Below are 16,203 nucleotides of genomic sequence, written 5' to 3' on the forward strand. Positions count from 1 at the left end.
CCACATTTGCGTGGGCGAAGCAGCTCAATGCGCAGATTCCGGGTGCCATCGCCGGATGCATTGCGCTATAGCCCCCACATCCCGCATGACCAGAGGGCCCGGCAGCCATGACCATCCCGAACACCTTTCCGATCACCGAAGACCTCATCGCCTCCCACGGCCTCAAGCCGGACGAGTACCAGCGCATCCTCGACCTGATCGGACGCGAACCCAGCTTCACCGAGCTGGGCATCTTTTCGGCGATGTGGAACGAGCACTGCTCCTACAAGTCCTCGAAAAAGTGGCTGCGCACCCTGCCCACCACCGGCCCCCGCGTCATCCAGGGCCCGGGCGAGAATGCCGGCGTTGTCGACATCGGCGACGGTGACTGCGTTGTCTTCAAGATGGAGAGTCACAACCACCCGTCCTATATCGAGCCCTACCAGGGCGCGGCCACCGGCGTCGGGGGTATTCTGCGTGATGTCTTCACCATGGGCGCCCGTCCCATCGCGGCCATGAATGCGTTGCGCTTCGGCGCGCCCGACCACGCCAAGACCCGCCACTTGGTGGCGGGGGTCGTCGCCGGTGTGGGCGGATACGGCAATTCCTTCGGCGTTCCCACCGTCGGCGGCGAGGTCGAGTTCGACGCCCGCTACAACGGCAACTGCCTGGTCAACGCCTTTGCCGCGGGTCTGGCAAAGTCCGACGCGATCTTCCTGTCCGAGGCCAAGGGCGTCGGCCTGCCGGTGGTCTATCTCGGCGCCAAGACCGGCCGCGACGGCGTCGGCGGCGCCACCATGGCCTCGGCAGAATTCGACGAATCCATCGAGGAAAAGCGTCCCACCGTGCAGGTCGGCGATCCCTTCACCGAGAAATGCCTGCTCGAGGCCTGCCTCGAACTGATGCAGACCGGCGCCGTCATCGCCATCCAGGACATGGGTGCAGCAGGCCTCACCTGCTCGGCGGTGGAGATGGGCGCCAAGGGCGACCTCGGCATCGAGCTCGATCTCGACAAGGTGCCCGTGCGTGAAGCCAACATGAGCGCCTACGAGATGATGTTGTCGGAAAGCCAGGAGCGCATGCTCATGGTGCTCGATCCCTCGCGCGAGGACGAGGCCAAGGCGATCTTCGTCAAATGGGGCCTGGATTTCGCCATCGTCGGCCACACCACCGACGACCTGCGCTTCCGCGTGCTGCATCAGGGCGAGGAAGTCGCCAATCTTCCGATCAAGGATCTTGGCGACCAGGCTCCGGAATACGACCGACCCTGGCGCGAGCCGGGCCGCTTCTCGCCGCTCCCCGCCTCCGATGTCGCCGAGCCGGAAGACTATGGCGCGGCCCTTCTGACGCTGGTGGGCTCGGCCAACAATTGCTCGCGCCGATGGGTTTGGGAGCAGTACGACACGCTCATCCAGGGCAATTCCCTGCAACTGCCTGGCGGCGACGCCGGTGTTGTCCGCGTCGAGGGTCACGACACCAAGGCGTTGGCCTTCTCGTCCGACGTCACGCCACGCTATGTCGAGGCCGACCCCTTCGAGGGCGGCAAGCAGGCGGTCGCCGAATGCTGGCGCAACCTCACGGCCACCGGCGCCGAACCCCTGGCATCGACCGACAACCTCAATTTCGGAAATCCCGAGCGCCCCGAGATCATGGGCCAGCTGGTCAAGGCGATCGAAGGCATCGGCGAAGCCTGCCGCGCGCTCGATTTCCCCATCGTATCGGGCAATGTCTCGCTCTACAACGAGACCAATGGCGAGGGCATCCTGCCCACGCCGACCATCGGCGGCGTCGGCCTGATCCCCGATTGGACGCAGATGGCCCGTATCGGCACCGGCAATCCCGGCGACTCGGTCATCCTGATCGGCCGCGACGGCAGCCATCTCGGCCAGTCCATCTACATGCGCGACTGCCTCGACCGTGCGGAGGGTCCGCCGCCCGAAGTCGATCTGCTTGAGGAGCGCCGCAATGGCGACTTTGTCCGCTCGGTGATCCGCAACGGCCAGGCGACCGCGTGCCACGACCTGTCGTCGGGGGGCCTGGCGCTGGCTCTTGCCGAAATGGCCATGGCCTCGGACCACGGCATGGACATCGACCTCTCGGCCTGCCAGGGCCCGTCGCACGCACTGCTCTTTGGCGAGGACCAGGCCCGCTACGTGATCACCGTGCCCGCCGATCTCGCCAACTACGTCATGGTCAGCGCCGAAGGCGCGGGCGTCCCCTTCCGCCAGTTGGGGACGGTGTCCGGCGCCAGCTTGAAGATCGGCTCGCTTTTCGACATAGCTGTGTCGAGATTGCGCGACAGCCATGAATCATGGTTCCCTGCATTCATGGATGGCACCCTCGCACCAGCGGCGGAATGATCAGCGCAACGGAGAGACACACATGGCAATGAACGCAAACGACATCGAGACGATGATCAAGGCGGGCATCCCCGACGCCAAGGTGACGATCCGCGATCTGGCCGGCGACGGCGATCACTACGCCGCCGAAGTCGTCGCGGAGAGCTTCCGCGGCAAGAGTCGCGTGCAGCAGCACCAGATGGTCTACAATGCCTTGCAGGGCAATATGGGCGGCGTGCTGCACGCCCTCGCCCTGCAGACATCGATACCCGAGTGAATTGACGAACTGACGACTGAACCCCGGTTCCCGCAGGCTCCCATGGCTGGATTTATCACCGAGATCGTCAAGGCGGTCATCAAGGGCGTCTCCGACGCGCTGACACCGAAGAAGAAGCGCACCACCCGTGCGCAGACCGCTGCCCCGTCCGAAAAGACCGCCGCGGCCAAGCGCTCGGCTGCGGCCAGGAAGGGCGCGGCCACCAAAAAGGCGGCCGCGGCCAAGGAGACCAAGGCATCGGCCAAGCCGGCGAAAAAACCGGCCAAGGCCTCCGCCAAGACGCCAGCGGCTAAGCCGACCAAGAACGCCACGACCCGTGCCGCGGTGACCAAGGCCCGCGCCGCCCGCAACCGCTCCAAATCCTGAATCCAGGGCGCCGGCCGCCTAGGTGCATCCGTGCCCGGGTTGATGCATCTCGCGCGAAAGTCCGCGGCGGTTTCGGGCGCACGGCGTTAACATCACCAACTCCTAAAGCACATCGCTCTGATCTGAAGCCGCGTGATGGGCTTTGGCGGGCGATTGCGGCGCCATGAGCGCATCTGCAGGAAGCGCCCGCGCCCTCAGCGTGTCGAAGTAACGCCCCAGAAACGCCATCACCGAGCGCACGCGTGCTGTCTGCCTGTGCCGATCATGGGTGAGAAGCCACACTTCCGACTGACTGAACTCCGGTGGCGTGAAGCAGCAGACGAGATCCGTGTCACCGGCTGTCAGGAAATCCGACAACAGCGAGACGCCCACGCCCGCCTTGACGCCATAATAGATGGGCGCCATGCCGGTGTGCCGTACGACGACCGCGCTGTCGGGAACGTGGCGACGAAACCAGTTGGTGATCTCGACCGGAAAGCTCTTGTCCTGCGGTACCAGCACGGCGTGGCTGTGCAGATCATCGATGCCCTGCGGGATGCCGTTCTCACGCGCATAATCCTGGCTGCAGTAGAAATTCCAGGTCTCATGAGCGAGCCTCCGCCCGAACAGCATGTTGTCCTGGGGACGGAATCCAGCCCGGATCGCCACGTCGGCTTCGCCCACCGCGAGATTCAGGGTTCGTCCCGAAGCCAGCAGATCGATGCTGATGGCCGGATGCTCCCGGCGCAACTGCGCGATGGCCTTGTTGAGAAAGATCGAGCACACCAGCTCGGATGCGGTGACAGTGACCGTGGTCGACACTTCGCGGCCAATGGCTTCCACGCTGTGCTCGAAATCAAGATGTGCGGCTTCCACCGCCTCGAGCCTGGGCAGCAGTGTCGCCAGCAGGGGCGTCGCCGCATAGCCGGTGCGTCGCTTGTCGAACAACTCGACATCGAGCTCCTTTTCCAGTGCCGCGATCCGCCGCATGACCGTTGCCTGGCTGACCCTGAGCTGGCGGGCGGCGGCCAGAGATGTTCCGGTCCTCAAAACCTCCAGCACATAACGGATGTCGTTCCAGTCGCTCATCGGCGCGTTCCGGCGTTTCGCGCCCGCATTATGCAGTTTTGTCCGATTGCTTGGCAAGATTGGTGTTTGAAGCGAAATTGCAACCGCTGCTATTGGCACGCCACCGATCAGGCCGGCTGTTCCGCCCGCCGAAATCTCTCAATTCAGGCAGAATCCCATGACGAAGCTGATCCGCAAAACAGCATTGATTGTCTTGTCCGTCGTCGTGCTCGCGGCCGCCGCCACCTATGCCGGCTCCGAGCGCAGGCTGCACAAGCGCTACCCGCTGCCGGTGGCCGAGTTCCATGCCGACAGCGGGCTGCCCATTGAAGAAGCAAGCCGCCGCGCCAGGAGCTTCATGTGCCTCGGCTGCCATCAGTCCGCGGGAAATGTGCTGTTTCAGGCACCGCTGGTCGGGACACTGGTGGCGCCCAATATCTCCCGGATCGCCCCCGCCTATTCCGACGGGGAACTCGAACGTCTGATCCGCCACGGCATCAAGAAGGATGGCACTGCGGCACTGGTGATGCCGTCCGCCACCCTCGCCCATCTGGCCGATGACGACGTCGCCAACATCATCACCTGGCTGCGCAGCTTGCCCCAGCAACCCGACGCCGAGCCGTCCACCTCCAGCTTCGGCCCGCTCGGCCGCGTTGCCCTGGCGCTCGACAAGCTGCCCTTTGAGGCGGACCACACGCCATCCGACCTGCCGGCGCTTCGCCATCGACCAGACGACCTCGGCAGCTACCTGGTGGCCAACACCTGCAGCCACTGCCATCGCCTGCAGACCGACTCCGAAGTCGATGGCCGGATCACGCCGCCGCTCGCTGTCGTCGCCCAGGCCTATTCTCTGGCCGAATTCACAACACTGCTCCGCACAGGAAAGGGCATCGGCAATCGTGAGCTCGGCCTGATGAGCCTGGTCGCCCGCGCCGACTTCTCGAACTTCGATGACGCCGAGATCGCAAGCATCCATGAATGGCTGCAAACCGATCCCCAGGATGGCAGTCCCGCCCACCCCTGAGAGCGAGCCAGGTCCGCTTCCCCGGCATGGCGCACGGAAGTGGTGGCGGACAGCGCATCGCCGGGTTTTTTCGCCGCACCCGCTGGAATTTGCCCGCCGCCATGTTATCTAGGGGGCACAACATTCAGCAGCGGATCTTGACCCCGCGTGTGAAAGGACAATCCCATGGCCGGCATCAGTGATTTCATCGACAACGAAGTGAAAACCAACGACGTCGTGGTGTTCATGAAGGGCACGCCGCAGTTTCCGCAATGCGGTTTCTCCGGCCAGGTCGTGCAGATCCTGGATTATCTCGGCGTGCCCTACAAGGGCATCAACGTGCTGGCCGATGACTCGCTGCGCAACGGCATCAAGGAATACTCCAACTGGCCAACCATTCCGCAGCTCTATGTGAAGGGCGAATTCGTCGGCGGCTGCGACATCATCCGTGAGATGTTCCAGAACAACGAACTGCAGTCGCACCTCACCGAGGCCGGCATTCCGGTCAAGGGCGCTGCCTGAATCAATTTCGCAGAGAATGACGGCAAGAGGCGGATTTTCCGCCTCTTTTCGTTTCAGCGCCGCCACCGCTTGGAGCCTGAAAGACGGCTCGATCCGCGCGGACGTGAATGGGAGCAAGATGATGACATGGACGGTCTATCTGTCGGGAGAGATTCATAGCGACTGGCGTGACGAAATCGCCCGCGGTTCGATGACTGCCGGCCTCGCCGTGATCTTCACGCGCCCCGTCACCCATCATGAAGCCTCCGATGATGTCGGCGTGGCGCTGCTCGGATCCGAGCCCGACAAGTTCTGGCATGACCACAAGGGGGCACAGATCAACGCCATCCGCACCCGCTCGCTGATTGAAAAAGCCGATATCGTCGTCGTCCGCTTCGGCGAGAAATACAGGCAGTGGAACGCAGCCTTCGACGCCGGGTTCGCCGCTGCTCTCGGCAAACCCCTCATCGTCATGCATCAGGATGAGCATGCACACGCGCTCAAGGAAGTCGACGCCGCGGCCCTCGCTGTAACCAGCAGTCCTGAGCAGGTCGTAGCGATCCTGCGATATGTCATCGACGGCGACCTGCCGGGTTACACCGACAAGGCGGCCAGCCGATGAACTGGACCACCTATTCCGGCTTCGGCGAAAAGGCCCTGCCTTTCCTCAAGGCGCTCGGTTTCCATCAGGACAGGGGGTGGTTCCAGGAAAACAAGGCGCTCTACGAATCCGAACTGCAGGAGCCGCTCGGCAGACTTGTGGACGATCTTGCCGAGCGGCTTGCCGCCGACGGAATTCCGCTCACCTGCACGCGCAGGACATCTGTTTTTCGCATCAACCGCGACGTTCGCTTCGCCAAGGACAAGAACCCCTACAAGACCCATGTCAGCGCCGTCGTCACCCGCACCGGCCTGAAAAGCGATCCCGGCCTGCTCTATGTCCATGTCGGGCCCGATGTCTGCCGTCTGGCCGCAGGCTTCTACTTCATGGAACCTGACGAACACCGCGCCTTTCGCGAAGCGATCGTCAGGCGCTTCGACGAATACAAGGCGAGTCTCGCGCCGCTTGAGGCTCTCGGCCTCGCGATGGATGACGAAGACTCGCTCAAGCGCACGCCGCGCGGCTTCGAAACTGTTGTCGAACCAGAATTGCTGGCCCATCTCAGGCGCCGCCACCTGACGGTGTCGAAGCGATTCGATCCCGAACGCCTGTCGGGAACGCAGCTTCTCGACGACATCGTCGAACTCGCCGCGGCGGCCCAGCCCTTTCTCAATTTCGGCTGGCGCGCGGTCGACCCGGTGCGCGCCGCCCGCGACGAAACCACCCGCTGAGCCTTTGAGGCCGGTCTCCCGGCAGGTTACGCTGCGGCCGCCGGTCGATCCGGCGGCAGACCGTTGCACCCAGTTCCGCGGAAACACTAATGTGAGAGTGGATTCGTAGTGTTTCCTCCTTGAAGACTTGCCTGGCGTGGCCACCGGCGGTATGGACGCGGTCATGGTCCGTATCCCGGACGCACCGCCTGCTGCTTCCCGCGCGCACCGCCACCCTGATGACACTGCCCCGGGATCCCGGTCAGCGGAAACGGGATCGGTTTCAATCGAACGCCGGAACGGACCGGGCGCTCGCCACCGGATGGATTTCATGAACATGCAGACCGCGCCGACCCCTGAGCAACCCACCATCATGGGGATTGGCCGCAGGCAATTCATTGCCATCATCGCCGCCCTGATGGCGCTCAATGCGCTTGCCATCGACATCATGCTGCCGGCATTTCCCAACATGGCCGCGAGCCTCGGCCTCGCCGATCCGAACAAGGTGCAGTATGTGCTGCTCGCCTATGTCATCGGCTTTGGTGGTGCACAGCTTTTTTTCGGGCCGATTTCGGATCGCTACGGGCGCCGCGCGCCGCTGCTCATCGGGATCTGCCTCTATGTCGCCTGCGCCGCCGCCGGCGCCTATGCGCCGAGCTTCGAGTTCCTGCTCGCCGCCCGCGTCCTGCAGGGCATCGGCGCCGCCGCCACCCGCGTCATCGCCATCTCGATCGTCCGCGACACCCATCACGGCCGCGGCATGGCCGCCACGATGTCGCTGGTGATGATGGTGTTCATGGTGGTGCCGGTGATCGCGCCGCTGACCGGCCAGGGCATCATCCTGTTCGGCGAATGGCACCTCATCTTCCTGTTCATGGCGGTCGTCGCAGCGCTCGTCGGCGCCTGGGCGCTCCTGCGCCTGCCCGAGACACTGCCGCTCGACCAGCGCCGGCCGCTGACCGTGGCAAGCGTCGGCCAGGCCTTCGCGCTGGTGCTGTCGAACCGGCAGACGACCTTCTACACGCTGGCGACGGCCTTCTATTTCGGTTCGCTCTTCGGCTTCCTCAATGTCGCCCAGCCGATCTATGTCGACATCTACGGCCTGGGCGCCTGGTTCCCGATCGCCTTCGCGATGGTCGCCGTGGTGATGGCGGGCTCGTCCTTCGTCAATTCGCTGCTTGTCGGACGGTTCGGCCAGCGTCGGTTGTCGCACACGGCGCTGGCTGCCTATTTCGTCCTGGCCGTGCTGCTGGCGGTTCTGGCCTCGATGGGGCCGGTTCCGTTCTGGCAGTTCTACGGCATCGCGCTTCTGATGATGCCGCTGTTCGGCTTCGTCGGCGCCAATTTCAATTCGATCGCCATGGAGCCGCTCGGCGCGGTGGCAGGAACCGCCTCCTCCGTGCTCGGTTTTGCCCAGACTGTGGGAGGCGGACTGGTGGGCGCGCTGATCGGCCAGGCCTATGACGGCACCATATTCCCGCTGGCCATCGGCTATGCCGCTGTTGCGGGCATAGCCCTGGTGATGGTGTTCATCGCCGAAAAGGGCGTCCTGTTCGGCACCACGGAATAGTTCGGAGGCTGGACGCGGCCGCTACAAAGGCCGCCAAAGCACCTCGCGCAGCGCATGCCAGCTGTCGGGATCGGACGCCGCCAGCAGGCCGCCGTCGACATGGTCCGGCCGGTAGACGCTGCCGTCGAAGCGCCGGACATAGCCGCCGGCCTCCTCCACGATCAGCGTGCCCGGCAGGTGGTCCCACGGCATCAACTTGTTGTAGACGATGAAGTGAATCGCACCCTCGGCCAGCAGCCGATACTCCTGGGCGGCGGCGCGATAGGCGACCTGCCCCATGCAGGCCGTCTGGTTGCGCGCCAGCATGGCCCGCTCCGGCTCGTCCATATAGGACCAGGACACTGCCCCGATCATCTGGCTGACTTCACGTGGCGTCGCCACGCTCATCGCCCGCTCGGCCCCGGCCGATGGGCGCCAGCGCGCGCCGCCGCCCTTTTCCGCCATGATGAAATCCTTGCCGACCGGATCATGGATGATCCCGCCGATTGTCTCGCCGTTCTGCACCACCGCCAGCATGACCCCGAACACCGGCACGCCTGAGGCGAAGTTGAAGGTGCCGTCGACCGGGTCGATGACGAAGGCAAGGCCCTCGCCGACCCAGCCGTCGAGCAGCGTTGCGTTGTCCGACACCGCCTCCTCGCCGAGCACGGTGGCACCGGGATATCGCGCCTTCAGCGCCGCGGTGATCACCCGCTCGGCGTTGACGTCGGCCTCCGTCACCAGGTCGGCGGCCGACGTCTTCTGGCGGATGTCACCCGAATCGAGCCGCCGGAAGCGCGGCATGATTTCGGCCGCGGCGGTTTCGGCCAGCAGGTTCGCCAGCCAGTCCATGTCGGAAGATGCAAAGCTCATTCGGGAAGTCCGTCCTTGGGTGGGGCCGCCAGAGCGGTAAAATCAAACAGCGTCCTGTCCATCAGCTGCGATGGCCGCACATGGGCCAGTGCCCGGATCATCGATTCCTTGCGCCCCGGCATGCGCCGCTCGATGTCGGCGATCATGTCCTTCATCGCATTGCGCTGCAGCCCGTCCTGCGAGCCGCAGAGATCGCAGGGAATGATCGGGAACGCCATCGCCTCGGCAAACCGCGCCAGATCCTCTTCGGCGCAATAGGCCAGCGGGCGCAGCACCATGACGTTGCCGTCGTCATTGAGCAGCTTGGGCGGCATCGCTGCCAGCCGACCGCCATGGAAGAGGTTGAGAAAGAAGGTCTCGAGAATGTCCTCGCGGTGATGGCCAAGCACCAGGGCGTCGCAGCCCTCCTCGCGGGCGATCCGGTAGAGATTACCGCGCCTGAGCCGCGAGCACAGCGCACAATAGGTAGCCCCCTCCGGCACCTTCTCGGTGACGATGGAATAGGTGTCGCGGTATTCGATCCGGTGCGGGATGCCGTGGCTCTTGAGATAGTCGGGCAGGATGTGCTTGGGAAAGTTCGGCTGGCCCTGGTCGAGATTGCAGGCAAGCAGATCCACCGGCAGCAGGCCGCGCCATTTGAGATCCATCAGCACCGCCAGCAACCCGTAGGAATCCTTGCCACCCGACAGCGCCACCAGCCAGCGCTGCGGCTTCCCCCCTGCGCTGGCTGGTGGCGGCAGCATGGTGAAATCCTCGATCGCCTGGCGGACCTGGCGCACCAGCCGTTTTCTCAGCTTGTTGAACGACACCGAGCGCGGCGCATGGGCAAACAGTTGCGGTCCGCCGCCGTCGACCACCTCGTCGTCGGAGCTTGCATCGGCCGGGTCCCGGCGGCTGTCTGCCAATTGCTGATCCATCGGGCCGGTCCTTCCGAGCTGCGCGCGGCTCCCCCATAGCGCGGATCGATCCGGGGGGAAAGCGCCTCCGGTTGGCTTGGGCTCAGCTCTTGTCGGGGACGCGCCTGCCAAAGCCTCCGCTCTTGCGCTCCCCATGTGCGGGCGGCGGCGCTGCAGGCCCCGCCGGGGACGCTGCACGCCGTGCCGGGGAATCTGCAGGCCGTGCGGCAGCCTCGTCAGGCGGATGATCTTCGCTCAGAGCCTGCTGCCGTTGCGGGCCGGACGGGATCTTCGGACCGACGAAGCGCACGCCGCAGCTCTTGCCCTTCTGCCAGACGCGTTCACATTCGATCTTGTAGCCATCGACATCGACGAAGAGAAAGAACCGGTCGGGCACGAACCAGCCATCCTCGAAATCGAGGCGCGTGCCAGTGTCACTGAGATTGCGCATCGTGCACGGGATCGAACTGAACTCGTGGTTGATGGCGACAAGGGCGCCCTTGAGCACCCGCCTGCGGAGCGCTCGTTCAGCTTCGGGCGCCTGCTCGTCTGTCTGTGATTTGCTGCCGTCCACTCGAATCCGCGCTTCCCGGCCTGTTCGAACGCACGCGGCGATCCTGGCCTGCAAGCATAAGGACCGGAGAGTGTTACCAACACACCCTCAAGTGGCGCGAAATGCAGCCAGATGCACGATTAACAGGGAAAGCCGGACCGCACCGGTGCGTCAGGCGCCGAAGACCGACCAGCCGGTGCGCTGTGCGAGCATTTCGAGCGCTTCGGCCCCCAGCTTGGAGTTGCCGACCGGGTCCAGACCTGGCGACCACACAGCGATCGCCGCCTTTCCCGGTGCCACGGCGAGTATGGCGCCGCCGACGCCGCTCTTGCCCGGCAGGCCGACGCGATAGGCGAATTCGCCGGACCCGTCATAGTGGCCGCAGGTCAGCATCAGCGCGTTGATGCGCCGCGCCCGCTCGGCCGAGATCACCCGCGTCCCGGTCATCGGATTCATGCCGCCTGCCGCCAGATACAGGCCGGAGACAGCCAGCTGCCGGCAGGTCATGGCGAGCGCGCAATGGTGGAAATAGACGCCCAGCACATGGTCGACCGGATTGTCGAGCCGTCCGAAGGAGCGCATGAAATGCGCCAGCGAGGCATTGCGGTCGCCATGGTCGAGCTCGGACCGCGCAACCTTTTCATCGATTGCGATGGTCTCGTCATCGGCGAGGAAGCGGACAAAGCGGATGATCTCGCCGATCGCCTCGCGCGGCGCGTGCCCGGCCAGGATCAGATCGGCAACGGTGATGGCGCCGGCATTGATGAAGGGATTTCGCGGCCGGCCCTTCTCGTGCTCGAGCTGCATGATCGAGTTGAAGGCATTGCCGGATGGCTCGCGCCCCACCCGGCTCCAGATCGTGTCGCCGAGCTTGCCGAGCGCCAGCGTCAGGGTGAAGACCTTGGAAACGCTCTGGATCGAGAACGGCGTCCCCACGTCGCCGCCGCAGAACACCTGGCCGTCGACGCCCGCCACCGCGATGGCGAACTGGCCAGTGTCCACGCAGGCAAGCTCGGGGATATAGCCCGCAGCCTTGCCGCGGTCGGTTCGGCTCGCCATCGCCGCCGCGATCTCGTCGAGGATGTCCTGGATGCCGTCCAGCTCGGAGCTTCTGTGAATGTTCATGCAGGTTTCATGCTGGAAAGCGGGATGCTGCGTCAACAACAAAAGCCGCCCGGGAGGCGGCTTGAGCAATCGTCCACGCAAATCCAAGGCGCGCCGGGGCCAGTTCGCTGTCCGCGTCCGCGCGGCGGCTTGCCTGCAATAGTCGACGGTGCGGTGGCCTGCTGCGAAGCAGGACGGGCTCCGTCTGCCAAGGCGTCAGGCGGGAGATCCGCCGCCACCGCCGGGAAACAGGCCAATGCTGCCAATTCTCAATGCGATCAGCTCAGACCTCCAGCTCTCTTCCGGACCATTCGGCCCGATCCGGCCCCTGATATAGGACAGTATCGGCCCAACAAAAAGGCCGCCCCTGGGGGCGGCCTGATTGGCAGTCGATCCGGTTGGGATCAACGCGAGTAGAATTCGACGACCAGGTTCGGTTCCATCACCACCGGATACGGCACGTCGGCCAGAACCGGGTTGCGGATATAGGTGGCGGTCATCTTGTTGTGATCCGCCTCGATGTAGTCGGGCACATCGCGTTCGGCCAGCTGCACGGCATCGAGAACGATGACCAGCTGCTTGGACTTTTCCTTGACGGCGACGACATCGCCGGCCTTGACGCGGTAGGAGCCGATGTTGACGCGCTTGCCGTTCACGGTGACGTGGCCGTGGTTGACGAACTGGCGGGCGGCAAAGACGGTCGGTACGAACTTGGCGCGGTAGACCACGGCGTCGAGACGCGACTCGAGCAGGCCGATCAGGTTCTCGGGCGTATCGCCCTTCATCCGGTTGGCTTCGTCATAGGTCTTGCGGAACTGCTTTTCCGAGATGTCGCCGTAGTAGCCCTTCAGCTTCTGCTTGGCGCGCAGCTGCACGCCGAAGTCGGAAAGCTTGCTCTTGCGGCGCTGACCGTGCTGGCCGGGGCCGTATTCGCGACGGTTGACCGGGGACTTGGGACGACCCCAGATGTTCTCGCCCATGCGGCGGTCGAGTTTGTGCTTGGATGATTCGCGCTTGCTCATCGCATTTCCTCTCAAAGGTTGGCGCCGGCTGAACCAGCCGGCACAAGGGAAACGCGCCCTCCTCTGGCCCCCGTTTTCGGGACCTGACAGGATGGTTCACGCACGCTTTGTGACAAACCATCCACGGGACACGTAGGAATGCACAGGATGCGGATGCGCCCCGTGCTGGCGGTGATCTAGGCGATCGTCGACGTCTTGTCAACGCGGAAGGCGCTGTTCGAGCCTGGTTGGGCCCCAGGTTGCTTCCGGATCAGGGAGCGGGGTCGCGATGACCAGATCCTGCATCGGCGATCCTGTGGGCAAGGTCCGCCGCCAGCCCAAGCCGCGCCGAAAAATCTGCGATGGTCAGGCGGAGCCCTGCCCTGAGGTCCAGCTTCGGCTCCCAGCCCAGCAGACTCCGCGCCAGCGTGATGTCGGGGCAGCGCAACGCGGGGTCGTCCGACGGCAGCGGCCGATGCTCGAGCCGCGACACCGATCCCGTGAGTTCGATCACCATCCGCGCCAGTTCCACCATGGTGAATTCCACCGGATTGCCGAGATTGACGGGAAAGCCGACCTCGTCGTCCGCATCCATCAATGCGATCAGCCCGGTCACGAGATCGTCGCGATAGCAGAACGAGCGAGTCTGGCTGCCATCGCCATGGATCGTCAGGCTGTCGCCCCTGAGCGCCTGCACGATGAAATTCGACACCACGCGGCCGTCATCGATGTCCATGCCGGGGCCATAGGTGTTGAATATGCGCGCCAGCCGGATACGGACGCCGCGGCTGCGCTGGAAATCGCAGAACAGCGCCTCGGCCGCGCGCTTGCCCTCGTCATAGCAGGCGCGGACACCCGTCGGATTGACATTGCCCCAATAGCTTTCAGGCTGGGGATGAATTTTCGGATCGCCGTAGACCTCCGATGTCGACGCCTGCAGCACCTTGGCGCCGCGGCGCTCGGCGAGTTCCAGCACGTGCAGCGCGCCGGTGACATTGGTCATCATCGTGCCGACCGGATCGGCCTGGTAGCGGGGCGGCGAAGCGGGCGAAGCCAGATTGTAGATCTCGTCGACGTCGAAGTCGAAAGCGGCCCGCACATCCGAGCGCACCAGATCGAAGCGGTTGCTGGTCTTGAGCGGCGCCACGTTGGCGGCCGAACCGCTGGATAGATTGTCGAGACATGTCACCCTGTCGCCGCGTTCGACCAGACGCCTGCAGAGATGCGCTCCGACGAATCCCGCGCCTCCGGTAACCAGCACACGTTTTGCCATATCGTCCCAACGTCCCCCACCCATCGGGCGCGATGCCGATCAAGCCCGCAAAGCGGGCAAACAATGGTCCGGCAGGTGATCGCCGCGACCTTATCCGCATTCCGGACGCCAAACACAAGGGGTCGGCATGCGTCGGTCCGCGTCCGGTCAGACAGGCCTCGCGGCACCTACTCGGCCGCCTGTGCGCTGCCGTCGTTCTCGGCGGCATCCGCGGCCCCAGGGGCCGTCTCGGCCTGCAGTTCGGGAATGCCGACGATGCGCTTGCCGGAGAAATCCGCATGCACGATGATCAGTCCCTGCTCCTCGAAATAGCCGAGCAGCCGGCGGGCCCGGCGTGCGGAATGGGTGCCGTAGGCGCGCGCGATCCGGGCGTCCGACGGGCAGGCATCGCCATGCAGCGCGGCATTGGCCAGCATCAGGAAAACGCCCTGCAGGTCTTCCGAGACACCGGCCGAAAGCGCCAGCGCTGTGGCCCAGGCCTCGGATGCCGCCGTTTCAGGATCGACGCCGGATCGGATGACGGCGACCCGGCGGCGGAACTCGCCCATAGGCATCGGCGGGCCGGACACCCGCCGCATCCGCGCCCGCACCAGGAAGTCCTGGTAGAGCAGTGCGTCGGTCCGATAGGCGGACTGCGGATCGGCGAGGATCTCGCTCAGCACATCGGCAAGGCGCTGCTCGCGCTCCTTGGCCGACAGGACGGGCGCGCCGGACTGGACGGGCTTGACCAGAGGCTGGTCCGCCATCGGCGTCGCCCGTGACAGCTCCGCCAGGATGTCCGTTGTCGGCCGCGGCGCGGGCCGCGTCCGCCGTGCCGTCAGCCGGCTGAATTCCTCGGGATCCGGCGTGAAGATCAGATCCTCGACGTCGGCGACAGCCTCCGGCATCGGCATCAGCTTCGGGCTCGACGAGCGCGCCTGGGTCTGCACCTCGCCGATGGAGATCGGCAACGGCCGCCGCGACAGCGCCGGGCCGAGACCGACGAAATTGCCGCGCTTCAGATCCCGGAACATCTCCGCCTGCCGGCGGTCCATGCCGAGCAGGTCGGCGGCGCGCGCCATGTCGATGTCGAGAAACGTTCGTCCCATCAGGAAATTGGAGGCTTCCGCGGCCACGTTCTTGGCAAGTTTTGCCAGCCGTTGCGTGGCGATCACACCGGCCAGTCCGCGCTTGCGGCCGCGGCACATCAGGTTGGTCATGGCGCCGAGCGACATCTTGCGCGCGTCCTCGGAAACGTCGCCGCCCACGGCCGGAGCAAACAGCTGCGCCTCGTCGACCACCACCAGCACCGGAAACCAGTATTCATGCTCCGCATCGAACATGGCGTTGAGAAAGACAGCCGCCGCGCGCATCTGCTGCTCGACGTCGAGGCCTTCCAGCGACAGCACGCAGGAGACCCGGTGCTGGCGGATGCGGCTGCCGATGCCGGCGAGTTCCGCCTCGCTGCGCTCGCCGTCGACAACGAGATGACCGTACTTCTCCGACAGCGTGACGAAATCACCCTCAGGATCGATGATGACCTGCTGGACCCATTGCGCCGACTGTTCAAGCAGACGGCGCAGGAGATGCGACTTGCCGGAGCCGGAATTGCCCTGCACCAGAAGACGGGTGGCCAGCAACTCCTCGATGTCGAGCATGGCCGGCTGCCCGCCGGTCAGGCTACCCATGTCAATTCCGACCTGCACCTGGCTCTACCCCGTGAACTGTACGCATCGACCGATTCCCCAAACGGCCGGCCACCGCATCCCCTAGCAGAATTTTGGCATGGCGGTGTCCGCGATCTCGGAAATACACAGGAATTCGGGCTGCGGCTTTCGGCCCCACCCTGATCCCGGAGGCTCCGGAGACTCCCGGTCCGCGTACCGCCCTCGCCGCTCAATCCCAGAACCACCGCCGCGCCTCGCGCAGCGCCTGGCATTTCGTCTTGCCGATATCCCGCAGCCCTTCGGCGTCCAGATCCGATAGATGCCGCCGTTGACGCCGCCGCCCGGGCCAGGTCACCAGCACCAGCCTGCACACTTTGCGAATCGGCCGCTGCTTCACGCGCCGTGCCTCTCGCCCGGCTTCCAAGTCTCTGTCTTGCGCCATGTCCGCGCTGTCTCCCGCATCTGCAAAGCAGACGGTTAGCGCG

17 protein-coding genes are annotated in these 16,203 nt (G+C 64.9%); 8 read left to right on the forward strand and 9 right to left on the reverse strand.

What is annotated here, in order from left to right; translation table 11 throughout:
- Window positions 1–107 precede the first annotated feature (107 nt).
- Genes purL through DFR52_RS05375 form a run of 3 tightly spaced genes read left to right on the forward strand, consistent with a single transcriptional unit; the run spans window position 108 to window position 2,961 of the window.
- Window positions 108–2,339 carry a phosphoribosylformylglycinamidine synthase subunit PurL gene (gene purL / locus DFR52_RS05365; protein WP_110030823.1) on the forward strand — a complete coding sequence of 744 codons (2,232 nt, stop codon included), beginning with the start codon at window positions 108–110 and terminating at the stop codon, window positions 2,337–2,339.
- A 22-nt stretch (window positions 2,340–2,361) separates the two neighbouring features.
- Entirely contained in the window at window positions 2,362–2,595 is a 234-nt protein-coding gene (locus DFR52_RS05370; protein ID WP_110030824.1) for a BolA/IbaG family iron-sulfur metabolism protein, read from the forward strand.
- Between the two features lie 42 nt (window positions 2,596–2,637).
- Window positions 2,638–2,961: a hypothetical protein gene (locus DFR52_RS05375; protein ID WP_110030825.1), complete on the forward strand. Its 324-nt coding sequence runs from the start codon at window positions 2,638–2,640 to the stop codon at window positions 2,959–2,961.
- A gap of 102 nt (window positions 2,962–3,063) precedes the next feature.
- Here DFR52_RS05375 and DFR52_RS05380 read toward each other — a convergent pair whose 3' ends face one another.
- A complete protein-coding gene (locus DFR52_RS05380; RefSeq protein ID WP_110030826.1) occupies window positions 3,064–4,029 on the reverse strand; it encodes a LysR family transcriptional regulator in 966 nt (321 codons plus the stop codon).
- A 157-nt stretch (window positions 4,030–4,186) separates the two neighbouring features.
- Between DFR52_RS05380 and DFR52_RS05385 the strand changes: the two genes are divergently transcribed.
- The 5 genes from DFR52_RS05385 (at window position 4,187) to DFR52_RS05405 (ending at window position 8,393) form a co-directional block, all read left to right on the forward strand.
- Window positions 4,187–5,032 (forward strand): c-type cytochrome, encoded by an 846-nt coding sequence (locus tag DFR52_RS05385; protein WP_110030827.1) that lies wholly within the window; start codon window positions 4,187–4,189, stop codon window positions 5,030–5,032.
- A gap of 165 nt (window positions 5,033–5,197) precedes the next feature.
- Window positions 5,198–5,533: a Grx4 family monothiol glutaredoxin gene (gene grxD / locus DFR52_RS05390; protein ID WP_110030828.1), complete on the forward strand. Its 336-nt coding sequence runs from the start codon at window positions 5,198–5,200 to the stop codon at window positions 5,531–5,533.
- Window positions 5,534–5,549: 16 nt separating this feature from the next.
- The gene (locus DFR52_RS05395) at window positions 5,550–6,134 is read left to right on the forward strand and encodes a YtoQ family protein (RefSeq protein WP_210205764.1); all 585 of its coding nucleotides are present in this window, start codon (window positions 5,550–5,552) and stop codon (window positions 6,132–6,134) included.
- Window positions 6,131–6,844: a TIGR02453 family protein gene (locus tag DFR52_RS05400; protein WP_110030829.1), complete on the forward strand. Its 714-nt coding sequence runs from the start codon at window positions 6,131–6,133 to the stop codon at window positions 6,842–6,844. The genes DFR52_RS05395 and DFR52_RS05400 overlap by 4 nt, the downstream gene beginning before the upstream one ends.
- Window positions 6,845–7,154: 310 nt before the next feature.
- Complete coding sequence (locus DFR52_RS05405) at window positions 7,155–8,393, forward strand: multidrug effflux MFS transporter (protein ID WP_110031149.1); 1,239 nt, start codon at window positions 7,155–7,157, stop codon at window positions 8,391–8,393.
- A gap of 21 nt (window positions 8,394–8,414) precedes the next feature.
- Here the strand turns inward: DFR52_RS05405 and DFR52_RS05410 are convergent, their stop codons facing one another.
- The 8 genes from DFR52_RS05410 to DFR52_RS05445 form a co-directional block, all read right to left on the reverse strand.
- Window positions 8,415–9,245, reverse strand: a complete 831-nt coding sequence (locus DFR52_RS05410) for an inositol monophosphatase family protein (protein ID WP_110030830.1) — start codon at window positions 9,243–9,245, stop codon at window positions 8,415–8,417.
- A complete protein-coding gene (gene ttcA / locus DFR52_RS05415; protein WP_110030831.1) occupies window positions 9,242–10,162 on the reverse strand; it encodes a tRNA 2-thiocytidine(32) synthetase TtcA in 921 nt (306 codons plus the stop codon). Before ttcA ends, DFR52_RS05410 begins: the two co-directional genes overlap by 4 nt.
- A gap of 82 nt (window positions 10,163–10,244) precedes the next feature.
- A complete protein-coding gene (locus tag DFR52_RS05420) occupies window positions 10,245–10,715 on the reverse strand; it encodes a PilZ domain-containing protein (RefSeq protein WP_110030832.1) in 471 nt (156 codons plus the stop codon).
- A 150-nt stretch (window positions 10,716–10,865) separates the two neighbouring features.
- Window positions 10,866–11,819, reverse strand: a complete 954-nt coding sequence (locus DFR52_RS05425; RefSeq protein WP_110030833.1) for a glutaminase — start codon at window positions 11,817–11,819, stop codon at window positions 10,866–10,868.
- A gap of 383 nt (window positions 11,820–12,202) precedes the next feature.
- Window positions 12,203–12,820 (reverse strand): 30S ribosomal protein S4, encoded by a 618-nt coding sequence (gene rpsD, locus DFR52_RS05430; RefSeq protein ID WP_110030834.1) that lies wholly within the window; start codon window positions 12,818–12,820, stop codon window positions 12,203–12,205.
- Window positions 12,821–13,070: 250 nt separating this feature from the next.
- Window positions 13,071–14,072: a UDP-glucuronic acid decarboxylase family protein gene (locus DFR52_RS05435; RefSeq protein WP_110030835.1), complete on the reverse strand. Its 1,002-nt coding sequence runs from the start codon at window positions 14,070–14,072 to the stop codon at window positions 13,071–13,073.
- 167 nt (window positions 14,073–14,239) lie between these two features.
- The gene (locus tag DFR52_RS05440) at window positions 14,240–15,757 is read right to left on the reverse strand and encodes a helicase HerA domain-containing protein (protein WP_110030836.1); all 1,518 of its coding nucleotides are present in this window, start codon (window positions 15,755–15,757) and stop codon (window positions 14,240–14,242) included.
- A 190-nt stretch (window positions 15,758–15,947) separates the two neighbouring features.
- Window positions 15,948–16,160, reverse strand: a complete 213-nt coding sequence (locus DFR52_RS05445; RefSeq protein WP_110030837.1) for a DUF1127 domain-containing protein — start codon at window positions 16,158–16,160, stop codon at window positions 15,948–15,950.
- Between the last annotated feature and the right edge of the window lie 43 nt (window positions 16,161–16,203).

The organism is Hoeflea marina (assembly GCF_003182275.1).
Classification (GTDB): Bacteria; Pseudomonadota; Alphaproteobacteria; order Rhizobiales; family Rhizobiaceae; genus Hoeflea; species Hoeflea marina.

Excerpts from the sequence above, each read along its gene's own strand:
- purL (WP_110030823.1), top strand. The coding sequence starts at position 108 with ATGACCATCCCGAACACCTTTCCGATCACCGAAGACCTCATCGCCTCC.
- DFR52_RS05370 (WP_110030824.1), top strand. The coding sequence starts at position 2,362 with ATGGCAATGAACGCAAACGACATCGAGACGATGATCAAGGCGGGCATC.
- DFR52_RS05375 (WP_110030825.1), top strand. The coding sequence starts at position 2,638 with ATGGCTGGATTTATCACCGAGATCGTCAAGGCGGTCATCAAGGGCGTC.
- DFR52_RS05380 (WP_110030826.1), bottom strand. The coding sequence starts at position 4,029 with ATGAGCGACTGGAACGACATCCGTTATGTGCTGGAGGTTTTGAGGACC.
- DFR52_RS05385 (WP_110030827.1), top strand. The coding sequence starts at position 4,187 with ATGACGAAGCTGATCCGCAAAACAGCATTGATTGTCTTGTCCGTCGTC.
- grxD (WP_110030828.1), top strand. The coding sequence starts at position 5,198 with ATGGCCGGCATCAGTGATTTCATCGACAACGAAGTGAAAACCAACGAC.
- DFR52_RS05395 (WP_210205764.1), top strand. The coding sequence starts at position 5,550 with ATGACGGCAAGAGGCGGATTTTCCGCCTCTTTTCGTTTCAGCGCCGCC.
- DFR52_RS05400 (WP_110030829.1), top strand. The coding sequence starts at position 6,131 with ATGAACTGGACCACCTATTCCGGCTTCGGCGAAAAGGCCCTGCCTTTC.
- DFR52_RS05405 (WP_110031149.1), top strand. The coding sequence starts at position 7,155 with ATGAACATGCAGACCGCGCCGACCCCTGAGCAACCCACCATCATGGGG.
- DFR52_RS05410 (WP_110030830.1), bottom strand. The coding sequence starts at position 9,245 with ATGAGCTTTGCATCTTCCGACATGGACTGGCTGGCGAACCTGCTGGCC.
- ttcA (WP_110030831.1), bottom strand. The coding sequence starts at position 10,162 with ATGGATCAGCAATTGGCAGACAGCCGCCGGGACCCGGCCGATGCAAGC.
- DFR52_RS05425 (WP_110030833.1), bottom strand. The coding sequence starts at position 11,819 with ATGAACATTCACAGAAGCTCCGAGCTGGACGGCATCCAGGACATCCTC.
- rpsD (WP_110030834.1), bottom strand. The coding sequence starts at position 12,820 with ATGAGCAAGCGCGAATCATCCAAGCACAAACTCGACCGCCGCATGGGC.
- DFR52_RS05435 (WP_110030835.1), bottom strand. The coding sequence starts at position 14,072 with ATGGCAAAACGTGTGCTGGTTACCGGAGGCGCGGGATTCGTCGGAGCG.
- DFR52_RS05445 (WP_110030837.1), bottom strand. The coding sequence starts at position 16,160 with ATGGCGCAAGACAGAGACTTGGAAGCCGGGCGAGAGGCACGGCGCGTG.